Consider the following 15,731-nt stretch of genomic DNA (forward strand, 5'->3'; position numbering starts at 1 on the left):
CGGAAAGTCGATGGTCACCCCGCACCGTGACCGAAGACGGTTCGAGTCTTGCTGACGGGGACACGAGACGACTCGAGGTGTGTCTCGAGCAGGTTGGCTCTCGGAGTCCCGATACTCTCCGGTTCGGGACGCCAGAGTATCGCCTCGGTTCCGCCGTGAGAGAGAGAGAGCGCACCCGTCAGACGGTCCAGCAATCCGTCTCACTCGAGGACGGTCACCGGTTCCGACGTCCGTTCGACGACTGACGCCGCGACCCCCCGACCAAGGAATCGGCGCCATCCGTTCTAGTTTAGCAGATCACGGTATCCAGAGACCGCAAGCTAGAATCGTCAGTAACTAGGAATGTGAGAATCCGGTGGAGAGTGTGTACAACCCACCGGACTCAGTAGTTGTGAACCGAATTCAAAGAGCGTTTCCATCCGATGAGTTGCGCGAGCGTGCTCGCGCAACGAATCTCATCCAGCGAGAGCGGAAACTCGACGTCGTCGCCCTATTTTACACGCTTTCCCTCGGCTTCGCTGCCGGATCTGATCGATCCATTCAGGCGTTTCTCGAACGCTACGTCGAGATGGCTGACTGTGACGAACTCTCGTATGCAACGTTTCACGGCTGGTTCAAACCGGGATTCGTTGCACTCCTTCGAGAGATTCTCGATGACGCCATCGAGAATCTCGACACGGGCCAAACCGAGCTGACCGGACGTCTCGAACGATTTCGAGACGTCCTCATCGTTGATGCGACGATCATCTCGCTTTATCAAGACGCCAAAGATGTCTACGCACTCGATGACGACCGAGCCGGGGCGAAACTCCATCTCACCGAATCGCTCTCGACGGGGCTTCCGACGCGATTCCAAACAACCGACGCGAGCACTCACGAACGGAGCCAGCTACCCACCGGCGAGTGGGTAGCTGGCGCCCTCATCCTGTTCGATCTCGGCTACTACGATTTCTGGCTGTTCGACCGCATTGACGCCAATGGCGGCTGGTTCGTCTCTCGCGTCAAGGAAAATGCAGACTTCGAGATTGTCGAGGAACTCCGTACGTGGCGCGGCAACAGCATTCCGCTAGAAGGCAAGTCGCTGCAGGCCGTCCTCGACGACCTGCAGCGACAGGAAATCGACGTACAGATCACGCTCTCGTTCGACCGCAAACGAGGGTCGGGCGCCAGCACGACCCGAACCTTCCGATTGGTCGGCGTTCGCAACGACGACAGCGACGAGTACCATCTGTACCTGACGAACCTGGACAGAGAGGACTACCGCGCGCCCGATATCGCACAGCTCTATCGGGCGCGCTGGGAGATCGAACTGCTGTTCAAAGAACTTAAATCACGGTTCGATTTGGACGAGATCAACACGACCGACGCTTACATCATCGAGGCGCTGATCATCATGGCAGCACTCTCGCTGTTGATGAGCCGGGTTATCGTCGACGAACTCCAAAAACTGGACGCAACCCAGCGAGACCGCGCCGACGACGCCGCGGCGTCGTCGACGCGGCTCCCTCGACGACGCTGTTCACACGCCGTCGAACGGCACGCGCACCTGATCCAGTTGTACCTGATGCTTGATCTGGGGTACGAACTACCGGATCTTGATTCGTTGTTGCTGTGGTCGTCACGAGATCCAAATCCACATCGTCCGAGGTTACGTGAACAGGTAGAGTCAGGCGAGTTCTGGTAGAGAACTCGCCTGACGAGACGGCCTGGATCGCTCGGCCTGATCAGCGACGGCTCTGGACCGGCGGCGCACTCACGACCGCGAGTGCGCCGCCTTCGACGGGAGACTTGGTCGAACAGTAGCTGGTCAACCGGAGCAGCAGCGATCTCAGTATGATTATGATCAGACTCGATCCAATTTCGGCGTGATCTTCGTCTCAGGAGGCCACTAAGCTAGAACGGATGGAATCGGCGCATAAAGCTGCTCGTCTCCACTCCGTGGCCGTACATGACGACGTGGTCGACGTTCTCGGCGCTTGCGTATTTCGGGACGACGGTGCCGGGCCGTCCCTCGACGGTCTCGAGGTGGACCCGCTCCCGGGCAGGGGTGTCGATCGACTCGAGCAGGTCGTTCGAGTGGCGTCGCGCCCGCCTCGTCCGTTTCTCGTCGCGCTCGAGAACACCGCCTTCGCTGAGGGGAGCGTCCAGCGGTGTCACGACGGTAAGCAGCGTGACGGCAGCGTCTGGGAACGTCTCGAGGGCGTAGGCGAGCGCTTTGTCTTCGTTAGGCCGGCCGAGCGTCGGCACGAGGACGTGGTCCGGATCGATCACGTGACTGGATTCGGTCGCGACGCCTATCGGTCTATTGCCACGCAAGCGCCAGTTGAACCAGACGCAACGACCACGCTGTCTCAAGCGCGAATCGATCGGCCGTTCGTTGCTACCGTCTAGTGACGGGCCAAGCCTGATACGGTTTACTGTAAGTCATTTTCGGCACAACCGCGACCCGGGCGGCGGTTGCGCCGGTAAATCGTTACAGTAATCCGTATGAACTGATGGGTCGAATCTGGCGGTGTCGCTCGATTCGACCCGTCAGTCGACGGTTGGGACGCTACTAGCTGTCGTTTCCGACCGGTCGGTCGAGCGACCGGGAGACGACAGTTTAAACCACGGGACGCGCCAAACCCGGGTAATGAACGTCGAGGAGCTGTCGGGGCTCCCGCCTGGGGCAATCGAGCACTTCCGACAGGAGGGCATCGAGGAGCTTTACCCGCCACAGACAGCCGCCGTCGAGTCCGGTGCGACGGCGGGTGAGAACCTCGTCGCTGCGGTCCCGACCGCAAGCGGGAAGACGATGATCGCTGCCCTCTCGATGCTGTCGGCGATCGAGCGCGGCGGGAAGGCGCTCTACATCGTCCCCCTGCGGGCCCTGGCCAGCGAGAAAAAGGCCGAGTTCGAAGCCTACGAGGGGTTCGGGATCACGGTCGGCGTAACGACCGGCAACTACGAGTCGACCAGCGACTGGCTCGCCACGAAAGACATCGTCGTCGCGACCAGCGAGAAAGTCGACTCGCTCGTCCGAAACGGCGCAGACTGGCTCTCCGATCTCACCTGCGTCGTCAGCGACGAGGTCCACCTCATCGACGACCGAAATCGTGGGCCGACACTCGAGGTAACGCTGGCCAAACTCCGACAACTCAACCCGAATCTCCAGACCGTCGCGCTGTCGGCGACCGTCGGCAACGCAGACGAGATTGCAGCGTGGTTAGACGCCGAACTCGTCGATCGAGACTGGCGACCGATCGACCTCAAGATGGGCGTCCACTACGGCAACGCCCTGAACTTCGACGACGGCTCGACCCGCGAAGTCCCAGTCGAAGGCTCCGAAAGACAAGAAGCCGCGCTCGTCCGGGACATCCTCCAGGAGGGTGGCTCGTCGCTCGTGTTCGTCAACTCCCGGCGAAACGCCGAGGCCGCGGCGGATCGACTCGGTGGCGTCGCAAAGACCGGACTGACCGCCGACGAGCGGACGGCTCTCGACGAGATCGCCGAGCAGATCCGCGACGACAGCGACACCGAAACCAGCACAGACCTCGCGAACTGCGTCGAACGCGGTGCCGCGTTCCACCACGCCGGCCTCTCGAGCACCCAGCGCTCGCTCGTCGAAGACGCGTTCCGCGATCGACTGCTGAAAGTGATCTCGGCGACGCCGACGCTCGCGGCCGGCGTCAACACGCCCGCTCGCCGAGTCATCGTCCGCGACTGGCGACGGTTCGACCCGACGGCCGGCGGAATGACACCACTGGACGTCCTCGAGATCCACCAGATGATGGGGCGTGCCGGCCGGCCGGGACTCGACCCCTACGGCGAGGCCGTCCTCGTCGCGAAGAACCACGACGAGAGCGAGGAACTGTTCGATCGCTACGTCTGGGGAGATCCCGAACCAGTCCAGTCGAAACTGGCGGCCGAGCCTGCCCTGCGAACCCACGTGCTTGCCACCATCGCCTCCGGGTTCGCCCACACGCGAGAGGGACTGCTCGAGTTTCTCGAGGCGACCCTCTACGCGAGCCAATCGAGCGAGTCGGGCCGACTCGAGGCCGTCACGGACGACGTGCTGGCGTATCTCGAGCGCAACGATTTCATCGAACGCTCCGGCGGGTCGACCGGCGACGACGGTGGCGCGTTCACTTCAGCAGCAGCCCTCGCGGAGCAACGCGGCGAAGACGAAACGCTCGAAGCAACCAACCTCGGCCACACCGTCTCGCGGCTCTACCTCGATCCGATGAGCGCGGCAGAGATCGTCTACGGCCTCGAGGACGCCGACGAGCGCCCGACAGCGCTGGGGCTCTACCAGTTGATCTCGCGGACGCCGGACATGTACGAACTCTACTTGCGTTCCGGCGAGGACGAGACGTTCGGTGAACTCTACTACGAACGCGAGGCCGAATTGCTGGGCGATGCGCCCAGCGAGTTCGAGGAAGAGCGGTTCGAGGACTGGCTGGCCGCGCTGAAGACGGGCAAACTGCTCGAGGACTGGGCAACAGAGGACGACGAAGAGCGGATCACCGACCGGTACGCGGTCGGTCCCGGCGACTTGCGGGGGAAAGTCGACACCGCAGAGTGGCTGCTCGGTGCCGCCGAGTCGCTGGCTCGAGAGATCGACAGCGAGTGGACCGTCGCCGTCCGGGAGGCTCGTGCCCGCGTCGAACACGGCGTCGGCGAGGAGTTGCTCGAACTCGTCAGCGTCGGCGGCGTCGGTCGCAAGCGCGCCCGGCGGCTCTACGACGCCGGTATCGAAGAGCCGGCCGACCTCCGAACTGCGGACAAAGGCGTCGTCGTGAGTGTCCTCAAGGGGAAGAAAACAGCCGAGAGCATCCTCGAGAACGCCGGCCGGGAGGACCCCTCGATGGACGGCGTCGAGCCGGCAAGCGAGGAGGCGGCGGTCGATTCGACCGGCGAAAGCGACGAAGACGAAAACACGGCTGAGGCAGCACGAACCGACGCCGCCGACGCCGACGGCAGCCAGTCGAGTCTGGGTGATTTCTGATGGAGCTACTCGAGTGTACCCTCGCGGTCGACGACCTCGATTCGTTCGTGACCGACCTCGGCGAACTCGGCGACCGCTACGGGACGACGATCCAGGCGTTCGACGCCCGCTACGTCGCTGATCGGCGTCATCTCGAGCGTGCAGTCGCCTTTGCCGACCGCGCGATCGAGCGCGGCGAGAACGTCGCTCGCGACCGAGCGGTCGAAATCCTGTTGTACGCTGCCGGTCGCCGGCAGATCGACCGAGCGCTCGAGATGGGCGTCGACGACGGCAAACAGGACGCTGTCGTCCTCGTCGACGCCGAAAACGGCGACAGAGATGCCGAACAGGACGCCCTCGAGGCCGTCAAAGAACTCGAGGCCGCCAGGGAACGAACGCCCACGCTCGAAGGCGTAGACGAGGACCGGCTATGTGCGTTCTTCGAGATCACCGACGCCGAGCGAGAGGCGACCGACGCGACACTCGGCGACCTGGTCGGCGAACGAGTTGCCTTGCTCGAGGTCGAGAAGTAACCCGATCGAGACGGGGGAGATCGAGGGATGGGCGGTCATCACGCCACCGTGAGTTCGCTTCTCACCCCGGCAAGAAGATATTGAGCACCGTCACGACGATTCCCGCGAGCCCCATCCGGACGGCGGCGACGTACCACCGCTGTCTGGACAGCGTCGAGAGGTAGATGCCGAACGTCGAGAGGATCGCGACCCCGACGGCGATCGACGCGGCGACCGCCTGGAGCATCGTGAAGACGACACCCTCGAGCGCGAGCGGCGAGAGGGTAAGCAGGATGGCGAGGATCGGACCCGACGCGCTCGCGGTCGCGTGGACGATCTGTGCGGCGCGGTTCTCCCGCTGGATTCGCGTGTCCTCGAGTTCGGTGAGCATCGCCTGCTCGATTCGGTCCTGTTTGGCCATCGCTTCGGCGCGTTCGATCTCCCAGACGCTCCAGACGCCGGAGGTCCCGAGACCGACGGCTGCGCCGAGACCGATGGCGATCGCAGTGAGGCCGTCGCCGATCCCCGAGAGATAGGCACCGACGACGACGCCGATGCTGGTGAGCGTCCCGTCGAAGCCGTTCGCGATGAAGTACCGCCGAGAGATCGACCGGACGTCGTCTTTCCCGAGGACGCGCCACAATCGCTCGAGTCGGGCGACGATCGACATTAGCGTCCGAGCCAGGGATCTTCGACCGTCCGCTCGCCACAGGCGACCTGGTCGATCGAGTGAACCGATGCACTCAGGTCCTGGATCTCCTCGCGGACGGCCTCGAGGCTGAGATCGTCGCCCTCGAGTGTCACCCGTAGCGTCTTGACGGTCTCGTCGACTTCGACGACCGTCGCGGTAGCCGCGTCGGCGCACTCGAGATCGCCCAGTTGCGTCGTGAACGTGACGACGCTCGGGTCGTGCGGTTTCAACACGTCGAGCACGAGTCGCGTAATCGGAGCCATACTCGTTCGGACGGCAGACGAAGTAAAATGTCTACGGCTGACGGACATCCTCTTGTACGATCCCGTGATACTCCGCGTATGGCTCCCCTCGAGGACCCACTCGAGATCGGCGGCGTTGAGGTCCCGAATCGGCTCTATCGTGCACCGCTGCTCGAGTGTGCGGGCACCGGCCCCGACGCGGTCGAGACGCTGATCGACGATCTGGAGCCGGCCGCGGAGTCCGGCGTCGGCCTCATCTGCCAGGGTGCGACGATCGTCCGCGGTGAGGGCGGCTGTGCCGCGCCAGGGATGACCCGCGTCCACGACCCGGAGTTCGTCTCGCAACTGTCCGGGCTGACCGAGCGCGTCCACAACCACGGCGGCCGGATCTTCCTGCAACTGGAACACGGTGGACTGCGGAGCATGGAGACCTGGCATGCCGAACGTCGGCGGCAGCACCCGGACCTCGAGCAACTTGCCGTCTCAGAGCCACCCTGGCAGTTGCGGGTATTGGATCGACTCGGCTTCCTCTCGTACGACCCGCACGTCCTCTCGGCCGAAGAGGTGTACGCCCTCGCGGAAGACTTCGGCCGTTCTGCGGCGTATGCCGTCGACGCCGGCTACGACGGCATCCACATCTCCGGGGCGAACATGGGTATCGTCCAGCAGTTCCTCTCGCCGTTTTACAACCGCCGCGAAGACGAGTTCGGCGGGAGTCCCGAAGCACGCCTGGAGTTCCTCGCGGTCGTCCACGACGAGATCCGTGACCGGGCCGGCGACGTCCCCGTGATCACGAAGGTCCCCGCCGAGACCCCCGCGCCGCCCGCTCCCGTCGTCCGGCGAAAGCTCTCGCTCGAGGACGGCGTCGAGATCGCCCGACGACTCGAGAAGATCGGCTACGATGCCGTCGTCCCGGTCCGGGCGTCGGTCGTCTGGGACATGAGCATCGTCCGCGGAGAGTACCCGGAACGGGCGTGGAACAGCGAGACGCTTCACGAGGAGTACGACGCGGCCTTCGGCGGATCGGGCCGGCGGCGACTCGTCGCCCTCGGGAACTGGCTCGAGTCGCTGCAGTACGACTTCGAACCCGCCTGGAACGAGGACTTCTGTCGACGAGTCCGCGAAGAAACCTCGATCCCCGTCCTCGCCGAGGGCGGAATCCGCGACCGAGAGCGGATTGATCGGCTGCTGGGTGATTCCGGCGAAGCGCCGGCCTGTGATATGGTCGGGATGGCCAGACCGTTCTACGCCGAACCGCGACTGGGCGCACGCCTGCTCGAGAACGACGACGCTACGCGGGTCCTCTGTGAGAGCTGTAACAACTGTACCATCCCGCAGGCGACCGGCGCACCTGGGATCTGCCGGACACCCGACGTATTGCGGAAACGAGGGGAACTCGAGCAGCAGGGTGCGTACGACCGGGCGTGAGATGGGCGTTCAGATAGACCCCTTCGTTTCAGGTGGAGATCGAGAGCCGACGCTGGGGGATCTTTCCAGGCGAAGTTATAAGAGAAGTAGTCCATCCTGGATTCGAACCAGGGTCGAAGCCCCCAGAAGGCTTCAGGATTGGCCACTACCCCAATGGACTACGACAGCATCAGGTCGTAATCGACGTTCGTATTAGAGTGTTACGAACTCGGTTGCTGTGAGCGGTCGAGACGCGCTATCTATTCTCTAGGTGCGCCAGCGCCGTCCGTCGTTTCTCGACGACCGACTCGATCCGGTCTTTCTTGTCCTCGGAGTCCTCGAGTCCCTCGAGCCAGTACAGCGAGCTATAGAACGCCACGACGTCGCCGATCTCGTCTTCCGAGAGCAGTCCGAGGTCGTCGGCCGCGGACTCGTAGATCACGGGCGGTTCGACGCGTTCGGTCACCTGCTCGTAGCCGCCGTCATCGACCAGTTCGTCGACGTACTCGTAGGCTCGAAGCTCCTCGGCGAACGCACGCCGGAGTCGGCGGGTCGCGTCGCGTTCCCGCTTCCAGTAGAGCAGGGACGAGCCGGCTGCCGTGGCGATCGCGCCGATGATCGCTCCGAGGACGAACCCGACGGCGGTCTCGACCATACGGGTTCCAGACGAAACGGGCGGGTAAAGCTGCGGCCGGCAGTGGAGAAGCGAGTTCGTACGAACTACTATAAGTCGTTTCCGGCGCAGCCGCGACCCGACCTGCGGTTGCATCAAGAAACCGTTACAGCACTCCGTCTCAGTCTTCGGTCGTCGTCTTGTCGACCTCGAGTTCGCCGCGATAAATCTCTGCGCCGTCCTGGGCGACTTTCTCCGCGAGGACGGCACACTTGACCCGCATCGGCGAGATGTCGACGCCGAGCATGTCGGTCACGTCGTCGCGATCCATCTCGAGCAGTTCGTCGACGGTCTTGCCCTGCAGTTCCTTCGAGAGCATGCTCGCGCTGGCCTGGCTGATCGCACAGCCGTCGCCGGAGAAGGCGACGCGTTCGATCCGTTCCTCGTCGCCCTCGTCGTCGAGGACGACATCCATCCGAATTTCGTCACCACACATCGGGTTCTCGCCGACGTGGGTAAAGGTTGGATCCTCGAGTTGCCCGTAGTTGCGGGGGTTCTTGTAGTGGTCGAGGATCTGCTGTCGGTACATGTCCGAGCCCAGTCCCATCGTTACACTCGAATAGATTAGTGAGTTGTAAAAGGGTTCCGGGGGTCCGAGTGGGACGGTATCGAAATCGGTTACGTCGGCTGGTGGACGAGAGCAGTCGAGTCGCGGTTGCACACTGCGGCGTGGAAACGGTTGGTGGTCGATGCCGCTACGTCGACCCCTGGTCGATGGGCGGGTTGAGATAGCAGGCGTCGACGACGAACACGCCGATGGTCGCTGCGACGAACATCGCTTGTCCCATCGACACGTTCGCCACGGTTGCGATGACCAGTGCAACCGCAAAAACGACCGGGACGGTTCCGAGCAAAACAGCGTACCGGTCGACGCGGTGGGAACGTCGGCCAGGGCGTCGAACAGGTCCCGTCGGGGACGGCCGATGGGCTTCTCGTGCACAGTCTCACCTCGGCGGTACCAACTAGGGACAGACGGTTCAAAAATTCTCCATCAGTTTGTCGTTGGTTTCCAGTCACCGATCGCCCGCAACTTCCGCGTCGAACTGTCTCACGTACTCCTGGACGAACTGCGTCCGGTCGTCGGCGAGTTCCCCGCCGACGTCGGTGTACATGCGGTCTGCGAGCTGGAGGATCTTCTCGTGAACGTGTGCGTACTGACTCACGTCGTCGGCGTCTGTCGGATCAGTTTCGCCAGGCAGAACCGACGGCCCGTGGATCGGCGAGCCACTCTCGCCGCCGTAGGCGAAGACGCGTGCGATCCCGACTGCCCCGAGCGCATCCAGGTTGTCGGCATCCGAGAGCAGTTTCGCCTCGAGCGTCTCGGGCTCCGGACCCGTCGAGAACCGGTGGGAGCGAACGCAGTGAGAGACGCGTTCGACCGTCGCCGCCGACGCACCGACGTCCTCGAGGAGTCGTTCGGCTTCCGTCGCACCCCAAGCCGAGTGATCGTCGATCCCGCCGCGATCCTCCTTCTCCCGTCCGATGTCGTGCAACAGAACCGCGAGCCGTAGTACCTCGCCGTCGGCCGATCCCGGATGGCGTTCGAGTAACGTCTCCGCGAGCGCCTCGACGCGCTGGACGTGCTGCCAGTCGTGTGCCGGCGACGCATCCTCGAAGTACGAGCGAGCACCGCGGCGAACCTCGTCGATCATAGGCCCGACTTTCCCGGAAACGTGAATAAGCGACGCGGTTCGACGCGACGGTGCGCTCGGACGACCCACTCGGTAAACGGCCGGACGAAAAGCCGCTTTCGGTCGTGACGGATTATGCGAACAGCTCTCGAGCGTCCTCGAGGGCCGCCACCAGCTGCTCCACCTCTTCTCGCGTATTGTACACGTAGAACGACGCTCGAGTCGACGCCGGAACGCCGAGTTTGTCGTGTAGCGGCTGGGTACAGTGGTCGCCCGCACGAACGGCGACCGCGTAGTCGTTCAAGATCGAGGTCAGATCGTGGGCGTGGACATCCGCGAGGTTGAAACTGACCAGGCCGCCGCGGTCGGGACCCGGTTCGGGGCCGTAAATCTCGACGTCGTCTTCGGCCTCGAGTTGGTCGTAGGCGTACCGGGCCATCTCTTCCTCGTGCGCCTGAATGCGATCCATGCCGATCTCCTCGAGCCAGTCGATCGCCGTGTGAAGACCGACTGCTTCGGCGATCGGCGGCGTCCCGGGTTCGAACTTCCAGGGGAGGTCGCCCCACGTCGACTCCTCGAACGTGACCTTGCGGATCATTCCGCCGCCGTAGAGGTAGGGTTCCATTGCCTCGAGCAATTCTTGTTTCCCGTAGAGAACGCCGATCCCGGTGGGGCCAGCCATCTTGTGTCCCGAGAAAGCATAGAAGTCCGCACCGATTTCCGTCACGTCGACGGGCCGGTTCGGGACGGCTTGTGCACCGTCGATAAAGGAAAACGCGTCGCATTCGTGGGCGAGATCGGTGAGTTCACCGACGGGATTGACCGTCCCGAGCGTGTTCGAGACGTGAACCGCCGAGACGATGGCGGTGTCGTCGTCGATCAGTTCGCGAGCGTGATCCATGTCGAGACGGCCCGTCTCGTCGACCCGGATGTACTCGACGTCGGCCCCTGTCCGCTCCCCGATCTGTTGCCACGTCACCAGCGAGGCGTGGTGTTCCATCTCCGTGAGGACGATCGTGTCGCCGGGACCGAGTTCGTTCAGCCCCCACGAGTAGGCGACGAGATTCTCGCTTTCGGTCGTGTTCTTCGTGAAGACGACTTCCTCGCGACCGTCAGCGCCGATAAAGTCAGCGACGCGGTCGTGAGCCTGCTCGTAGGCGAGCGAGGCCTCCTGGCTGAGATGGTGGATGCCGCGGTGGACGTTCGCGTTATACTCGCGGTAGTAGTCACTCATCGCGTCGACGACCGAGTCCGGCGTCTGGGTCGTCGCCGCGTTGTCGAGGTAGACGACCTGCTGGCCGTCGAACTCCCGCTGCAGGATGGGGAACTCCTCGCGGATCGCCTCGACGTCGAGCGACTCGAGTTCCTGTTGGCTCATTACGTGACTACAGGGACCGCACACAAAACACTCCTTCGGTTCCGCCAGTTCAGCAGGCAAGGGGGTCGAACGACGGTGTTTCCTGTCAGGTCGAAACCTCGAGAAGTCGCGCCTCACACGCCTCGCAGGTGATCGCATACACCTGATGGGAGCGACAGCAGGATTCGACCGTCTCCTCGTCGAGCGAGATCGATCCCCCACAGCCGGGACAGGACTCGACGAACGTCCGAAGACCGCTGGCGAGCTGGCTCCGATTCTCCAGGGAGAGTCGATCCCAGTTCGGCAGCCGGTTGGCGAGCACCTCGGCTGCAGCGAGATCCGCAAGGAGGGCCGCCTCGGACTCCCAGAACGCAGCCTGCCGGCCGTCGACGCGGGCGATTGCCTGCTCGCCAGAACACTCGAAGTCGAGAGCCGCCGGATCGATCTCGAGAAACGTGGCGACCTGCCGCCGGCGGTCGCCGTCGCGGATCGCCTCGAGTTCGGCTTGCCAGTCCTGCCGGACGGCGGCGGTGAGACAGAGGTCGTCGTCGGGACCGTCGGCACCCGCGACCTCCTCGCAGGGGGCGACGACTCCGTGCTCGAGGAACTGCCGTTCGGGATCGACGCGGTCGGGGATCAGGTCGTCGTCGGAACCAGGTTCGTCGGGTACGGCCGCGTCGGCGTCGTTCTCGAGTGCCGTTCCCCTGGTGGCGGGCGCCTTGTCGAACTTCGCGAGCAGCCAGTCGGGGAAATAGCGTTTCGTCAGCGTCGGTGTTCCCGGAACCAGATAGCCACGGACGTAAATCGCGGCGAGCGAGAGTCCAAAGACGATCGGTGCGGCCGGCAGCGAAACGACAGCGACCGCAATCGCGAGAACGACCGCGATGACGACGTTGACTGCGGTACAGGGAATGCAGCGATTTTCACCCGTGTACTCGGGCTGTCGGAGTCGCTCGAGGACGCTCGACTCGTTCGGTCGTTCGGATTCCATACCCGGTGGAACCAGGGCAGTCGGCAAAAAGGTACGGTCCGTGACGTGTTTCCGGGCGATTCGGACCAGTGGCTCGCAGCGAGTCTATCGGCCGGAATATTCGGATTCGCGCTCGTCGTCTCGCTCACGAATCTCGTCGACGATGTCGGCTCGAGCGGCGACACGTTCGTCCGTCTCCGAAAGCACCGCCTCGAGTTCGCGTTCGAACTCCGCTTCCGACAGTTCACCACGCTGGTACTGGGATTTGAGTCCGTCTGTCGGGGACGGCGTAGACTCGGTCTCGGACTCGCTCGAGTAGGCGTCGGGCGAGTAGGCGTCGGACGCATCGATGTGGCCGATCAGCGAGAGATAGATCGGCCACAACGTCACGAGGGTGAGGAGAGTCAGGAAGACACCGGCGACTGCTGCCCCTGGAACGAGCAACAGGGAACCGATCCAGGGGTTGACGAGGAATCCGAACGCGATCATAAGCGAGTAGATTCCGACCAGGCCAGCGACCGCTGCCAGTCCGAGCCGTCCGCGCGTTCCATCGGGCGTGTACGTTTCGACGAGGCGATGGAGGCCGGCGCGGATCGACTCCCACCGAGGGGAACTGGGCATGCGACGACGTACGTATCACTACTCCATCAGTATACTGCTCGTACGGGTCGCCGATCGAAGACGAACCGACCTAGTACAGCCGTAACAGCTGCGCGTGTCGCGTCGACCCCACCTCGAGGACGTTCGCCTCGTCGATAAAGCCCTCCTCGATGGCGAGGTCGACCGCTCGCGTGCCGACGATGTTGGCGATGTCTGCACGGGCGAGACTGTCGACGACGGCGTCCTCGTCAACCTCGTCGCCGCCGTAGAACTCCTCGGTAACGGTCAGCGAGATTTCATCGGACTCGAAACGCTCACCGAGGACGTCCGTATCACAGACGGCGACGAGTAACCCCTCCTGGGTCTCGCGTTCGTTGACGATCATCGCTACTCGAGTTCGAACTCGCGGTCGTGCTCGGGGGTCTCCTCACCGGTTCGGCGGCCGGGGTCCATGATCCCACCTTCCTCGCCCTCGAACGGGCGACCGGGCTCCTCGAGACCACCGGCACCCCCCGCGCCGCCAGCCTGTCCGCGCCCGTCCATCCGATCCTCCATGACCTGCTGTTCGGCCTGCTCGAGCATCTCGTTTGCCTCCTCTGCGATCTGCTCGGCCTCGTCGTACTCGCCGAGTTCCTCGAGAATCTCGGCTTTCTCCTCGAGCACTTTCGCGTTGCGCAGGCCGAGTCGAATCGCGTTGTCGATACAGTGCAGGGCCTCCTCGGCCAGCCCGCGCTCGGAGAGGAAGAAGGCGCGGTTGAACCAGCCCTCGGCGAACCGCTCGTCGATCTCGACGGCGCGTTCGGCGTGCTCTAGGGCCTGGGCAGTCTCGCCGAACTCCCAGAGGGCGTAGGCGAGGTTCGTCTCGGCGGTCGCGGCGTGTTCGCTCTCGTCGTCGATCCGCAGCGCCTCGCGGTGGGCACCGATCGCCTCGTCGTACTCCTCGAGTTCGGCGTGAGCGACACCTTTGTCGACCCACGCCTCCTGTTCGACGCGGTCGTCCTCGGCGAAGTTGGCTGCCCGCTCGAAGGCCTCGGTGGCCTGCTCGTAGCGGTTGATCTGCATGTAGTTCAGCCCGACATCGACCAGCTCGCTCGCGTCGACGACGTCCGTGTCGACGTTGTGCTGGTCTAGCGTGTCGGTGACGACACGGGAGTCGACAGGATCGACCTTCGCCGGATCGACACCGAGTTCCGGCGGGTCCAGGTCGAACTCGTCGTACGAATCGTCGAACCCCTCCCCTTCGGAGAAGCTGTGGTCACGATCGTCCGCTGGGTCGGTCATTGGCGGAATGTGGCGGCGAGGACTGTTAAGGTCTGCGACCTGTGGAGTGGGATTCGCGAGACGCTCGAGGCGTACCATTCGCTATCGATCGGAAGCCGCTCGAGGAGGCTGTGGACTGCTCGAGTGATCGACTCTCTGCGCCGATACCCTCGAGCAGAATATAAAGCTCGAGTCTCTCGTCGTCGTGAAAGTCATACTACGCTCTTGTGAAGGACATTGTTGGTGAGTCAGAGAACAGTTCGAACGATGTCTTTCAGGGCTTTTCGACCGGGTTTGCGTAGGATTTTCCGACGAAATTCGAAGAGTCTGAGATACGTGGTGAGTTTGTCCTTCGAGATACCTCGATGCGGCGAGAGCCACCGTCGCGCCAGCGACGCGTGGCTCTCGCACGTATTCACGTGTACATCTCCATCAACGTACTCTCCCTCGCCGTGAATAACCGCTTCTCGCTGGTACGTTTCGTCCGTCTCTAACGGGTCGTAGGCACGAAAGCCGTCGGTATAGACTGTCAGCGACTCCTCCTCGTGGGAATCGAGGAGGAGTCGCACAGCCGATTCGTCGGCGGATTTCGACGGGATGACGTATCGCTGATCGCTACCGCGATCAACGAGGACAAACACAGGTGGCTTGTCTTCGTCGTAGTTTCCTCTGCCACGTTTCGAGAGACCACGCGAGCGCGACTCCTGGTCGCGCTCGCGGCCTTTCTTTCCGGCAGAAACGTAGAACTCATCGATCTCGACGGGGCCAACGAGATCGAGCTGAGGCGCGTCGAGCGTTCTGGCGAAACGCTCGACGCGCCGGTGAAGCGATCGGTAGGAGACGTCAATTTCAGCGTCTAACTGGCGGATACTCGTGTTGAATCGGAGCAACGAGTAGAACGCGAACAACAGCTTGTCAAGGCCGATCTTCGCGTGCGCGAAGATCGTGCCGGTCTTGTCGTTGAACGTGCGTCCACAATTTTTACAGCGATACCGCTGATACTCTCGATAGCTGCCGTACTTGATCACCGATTCAGACTGGCAGCGCGGGCACTGGAGGCCCTCGCGCCAGCGAACCTGCTCCAGCAGGTTCGCGGCGCTCGCCTCTGAGCGAAACACTTCAACTGGGAACATAGTCGGGTGATGCTGACGCATCACCCTTGCCCGCTACGCTTTCACAGCGCCAGCTCTGTTCGACCAACAATCTGCTTCCGAAGAGCGGTCATACTAAAACAGAAATTGCATACCATCACCATTCGACGGTGTTGACAAGCGAGCCGCCGCCGAGCAGCGGGAAGTCAGAACGGAATAAGTCACTCCCGCTGTGATCCGTCTCGCCCGACGCTTAATCGTTCGCTCTTCTGTAGGAGATTGTTGATACCGCTCAGCTGTCGCTGTAGAATCGAAGAGAGCAAGGACACCG

The 15,731-nt window shown here is 63.1% G+C and carries 17 protein-coding genes, 1 tRNA gene and 1 pseudogene; 5 read left to right on the forward strand and 14 right to left on the reverse strand.

Features of this window, described 5'->3' with window-relative positions:
- The first annotated feature begins 26 nt into the window (after window positions 1–26).
- Entirely contained in the window at window positions 27–245 is a 219-nt protein-coding gene (locus NATGR_RS20620) for a hypothetical protein (RefSeq protein ID WP_005578831.1), read from the forward strand.
- 110 nt (window positions 246–355) lie between these two features.
- The gene (locus NATGR_RS07360) at window positions 356–1,684 is read left to right on the forward strand and encodes an IS4 family transposase (RefSeq protein WP_049887781.1); all 1,329 of its coding nucleotides are present in this window, start codon (window positions 356–358) and stop codon (window positions 1,682–1,684) included.
- A 209-nt stretch (window positions 1,685–1,893) separates the two neighbouring features.
- Here the strand turns inward: NATGR_RS07360 and NATGR_RS07365 are convergent, their stop codons facing one another.
- Window positions 1,894–2,271 carry a universal stress protein gene (locus tag NATGR_RS07365; protein ID WP_005578815.1) on the reverse strand — a complete coding sequence of 126 codons (378 nt, stop codon included), beginning with the start codon at window positions 2,269–2,271 and terminating at the stop codon, window positions 1,894–1,896.
- Between the two features lie 361 nt (window positions 2,272–2,632).
- On the opposite strand from NATGR_RS07365, the gene NATGR_RS07370 reads away from it, so the two are divergent.
- Both NATGR_RS07370 and cgi121 read left to right on the forward strand, forming a co-directional pair.
- The gene (locus NATGR_RS07370) at window positions 2,633–4,987 is read left to right on the forward strand and encodes an ATP-dependent DNA helicase (RefSeq protein WP_005578813.1); all 2,355 of its coding nucleotides are present in this window, start codon (window positions 2,633–2,635) and stop codon (window positions 4,985–4,987) included.
- The gene (gene cgi121 / locus NATGR_RS07375; RefSeq protein ID WP_005578811.1) at window positions 4,987–5,499 is read left to right on the forward strand and encodes a KEOPS complex subunit Cgi121; all 513 of its coding nucleotides are present in this window, start codon (window positions 4,987–4,989) and stop codon (window positions 5,497–5,499) included. The genes NATGR_RS07370 and cgi121 overlap by 1 nt, the downstream gene beginning before the upstream one ends.
- A 61-nt stretch (window positions 5,500–5,560) precedes the next feature.
- Here the strand turns inward: cgi121 and NATGR_RS07380 are convergent, their stop codons facing one another.
- Window positions 5,561–6,148: a VIT1/CCC1 transporter family protein gene (locus tag NATGR_RS07380; RefSeq protein ID WP_005578809.1), complete on the reverse strand. Its 588-nt coding sequence runs from the start codon at window positions 6,146–6,148 to the stop codon at window positions 5,561–5,563.
- Window positions 6,148–6,432, reverse strand: coding sequence for a DUF211 domain-containing protein (locus NATGR_RS07385; protein WP_005578807.1), 285 nt, complete (start codon window positions 6,430–6,432; stop codon window positions 6,148–6,150). The genes NATGR_RS07380 and NATGR_RS07385 overlap by 1 nt, the downstream gene beginning before the upstream one ends.
- A 78-nt stretch (window positions 6,433–6,510) precedes the next feature.
- Between NATGR_RS07385 and NATGR_RS07390 the strand changes: the two genes are divergently transcribed.
- Window positions 6,511–7,839 (forward strand): oxidoreductase, encoded by a 1,329-nt coding sequence (locus NATGR_RS07390; RefSeq protein ID WP_005578806.1) that lies wholly within the window; start codon window positions 6,511–6,513, stop codon window positions 7,837–7,839.
- An 87-nt stretch (window positions 7,840–7,926) separates the two neighbouring features.
- Here the strand turns inward: NATGR_RS07390 and NATGR_RS07395 are convergent.
- From NATGR_RS07395 to NATGR_RS07445, 11 genes and pseudogenes are all read right to left on the reverse strand, one after another.
- A tRNA-Gln gene (locus NATGR_RS07395) sits at window positions 7,927–7,999 on the reverse strand.
- 75 nt (window positions 8,000–8,074) lie between these two features.
- Window positions 8,075–8,473, reverse strand: coding sequence for a hypothetical protein (locus NATGR_RS07400; RefSeq protein WP_005578804.1), 399 nt, complete (start codon window positions 8,471–8,473; stop codon window positions 8,075–8,077).
- 139 nt (window positions 8,474–8,612) lie between these two features.
- The gene (sufU, locus tag NATGR_RS07405) at window positions 8,613–9,038 is read right to left on the reverse strand and encodes a Fe-S cluster assembly sulfur transfer protein SufU (RefSeq protein WP_005578802.1); all 426 of its coding nucleotides are present in this window, start codon (window positions 9,036–9,038) and stop codon (window positions 8,613–8,615) included.
- 148 nt (window positions 9,039–9,186) lie between these two features.
- A pseudogene (locus NATGR_RS07410) lies at window positions 9,187–9,431 on the reverse strand (hypothetical protein).
- Window positions 9,432–9,504: 73 nt separating this feature from the next.
- Window positions 9,505–10,143, reverse strand: a complete 639-nt coding sequence (locus tag NATGR_RS07415; RefSeq protein WP_005578798.1) for an HD domain-containing protein — start codon at window positions 10,141–10,143, stop codon at window positions 9,505–9,507.
- A 112-nt stretch (window positions 10,144–10,255) separates the two neighbouring features.
- Complete coding sequence (locus tag NATGR_RS07420; protein WP_005578796.1) at window positions 10,256–11,500, reverse strand: aminotransferase class V-fold PLP-dependent enzyme; 1,245 nt, start codon at window positions 11,498–11,500, stop codon at window positions 10,256–10,258.
- An 85-nt stretch (window positions 11,501–11,585) separates the two neighbouring features.
- Window positions 11,586–12,470: a hypothetical protein gene (locus tag NATGR_RS07425; protein WP_005578794.1), complete on the reverse strand. Its 885-nt coding sequence runs from the start codon at window positions 12,468–12,470 to the stop codon at window positions 11,586–11,588.
- An 84-nt stretch (window positions 12,471–12,554) separates the two neighbouring features.
- Window positions 12,555–13,070, reverse strand: coding sequence for a hypothetical protein (locus NATGR_RS07430; RefSeq protein WP_005578793.1), 516 nt, complete (start codon window positions 13,068–13,070; stop codon window positions 12,555–12,557).
- Window positions 13,071–13,140: 70 nt separating this feature from the next.
- On the reverse strand, window positions 13,141–13,434 hold the full coding sequence (locus NATGR_RS07435; protein ID WP_005578791.1) for a DUF424 domain-containing protein: 294 nt from the start codon (window positions 13,432–13,434) through the stop codon (window positions 13,141–13,143).
- Between the two features lie 2 nt (window positions 13,435–13,436).
- Window positions 13,437–14,330: a tetratricopeptide repeat protein gene (locus tag NATGR_RS07440; protein WP_015233436.1), complete on the reverse strand. Its 894-nt coding sequence runs from the start codon at window positions 14,328–14,330 to the stop codon at window positions 13,437–13,439.
- Window positions 14,331–14,557: 227 nt separating this feature from the next.
- A complete protein-coding gene (locus NATGR_RS07445) occupies window positions 14,558–15,442 on the reverse strand; it encodes an IS1595-like element ISNagr10 family transposase (protein ID WP_015233176.1) in 885 nt (294 codons plus the stop codon).
- Window positions 15,443–15,731 lie beyond the last annotated feature (289 nt).

Source organism: Natronobacterium gregoryi SP2 (genome assembly GCF_000230715.2).
Lineage (GTDB): Archaea > Halobacteriota > Halobacteria > Halobacteriales > Natrialbaceae > Natronobacterium > Natronobacterium gregoryi.

Excerpts from the sequence above, each read along its gene's own strand:
- NATGR_RS07370 (WP_005578813.1), top strand. The coding sequence starts at position 2,633 with ATGAACGTCGAGGAGCTGTCGGGGCTCCCGCCTGGGGCAATCGAGCAC.
- cgi121 (WP_005578811.1), top strand. The coding sequence starts at position 4,987 with ATGGAGCTACTCGAGTGTACCCTCGCGGTCGACGACCTCGATTCGTTC.
- NATGR_RS07380 (WP_005578809.1), bottom strand. The coding sequence starts at position 6,148 with ATGTCGATCGTCGCCCGACTCGAGCGATTGTGGCGCGTCCTCGGGAAA.
- NATGR_RS07385 (WP_005578807.1), bottom strand. The coding sequence starts at position 6,432 with ATGGCTCCGATTACGCGACTCGTGCTCGACGTGTTGAAACCGCACGAC.
- NATGR_RS07390 (WP_005578806.1), top strand. The coding sequence starts at position 6,511 with ATGGCTCCCCTCGAGGACCCACTCGAGATCGGCGGCGTTGAGGTCCCG.
- NATGR_RS07400 (WP_005578804.1), bottom strand. The coding sequence starts at position 8,473 with ATGGTCGAGACCGCCGTCGGGTTCGTCCTCGGAGCGATCATCGGCGCG.
- sufU (WP_005578802.1), bottom strand. The coding sequence starts at position 9,038 with ATGGGACTGGGCTCGGACATGTACCGACAGCAGATCCTCGACCACTAC.
- NATGR_RS07415 (WP_005578798.1), bottom strand. The coding sequence starts at position 10,143 with ATGATCGACGAGGTTCGCCGCGGTGCTCGCTCGTACTTCGAGGATGCG.
- NATGR_RS07420 (WP_005578796.1), bottom strand. The coding sequence starts at position 11,500 with ATGAGCCAACAGGAACTCGAGTCGCTCGACGTCGAGGCGATCCGCGAG.
- NATGR_RS07425 (WP_005578794.1), bottom strand. The coding sequence starts at position 12,470 with ATGGAATCCGAACGACCGAACGAGTCGAGCGTCCTCGAGCGACTCCGA.
- NATGR_RS07430 (WP_005578793.1), bottom strand. The coding sequence starts at position 13,070 with ATGCCCAGTTCCCCTCGGTGGGAGTCGATCCGCGCCGGCCTCCATCGC.
- NATGR_RS07435 (WP_005578791.1), bottom strand. The coding sequence starts at position 13,434 with ATGATCGTCAACGAACGCGAGACCCAGGAGGGGTTACTCGTCGCCGTC.
- NATGR_RS07440 (WP_015233436.1), bottom strand. The coding sequence starts at position 14,330 with ATGACCGACCCAGCGGACGATCGTGACCACAGCTTCTCCGAAGGGGAG.
- NATGR_RS07445 (WP_015233176.1), bottom strand. The coding sequence starts at position 15,442 with ATGTTCCCAGTTGAAGTGTTTCGCTCAGAGGCGAGCGCCGCGAACCTG.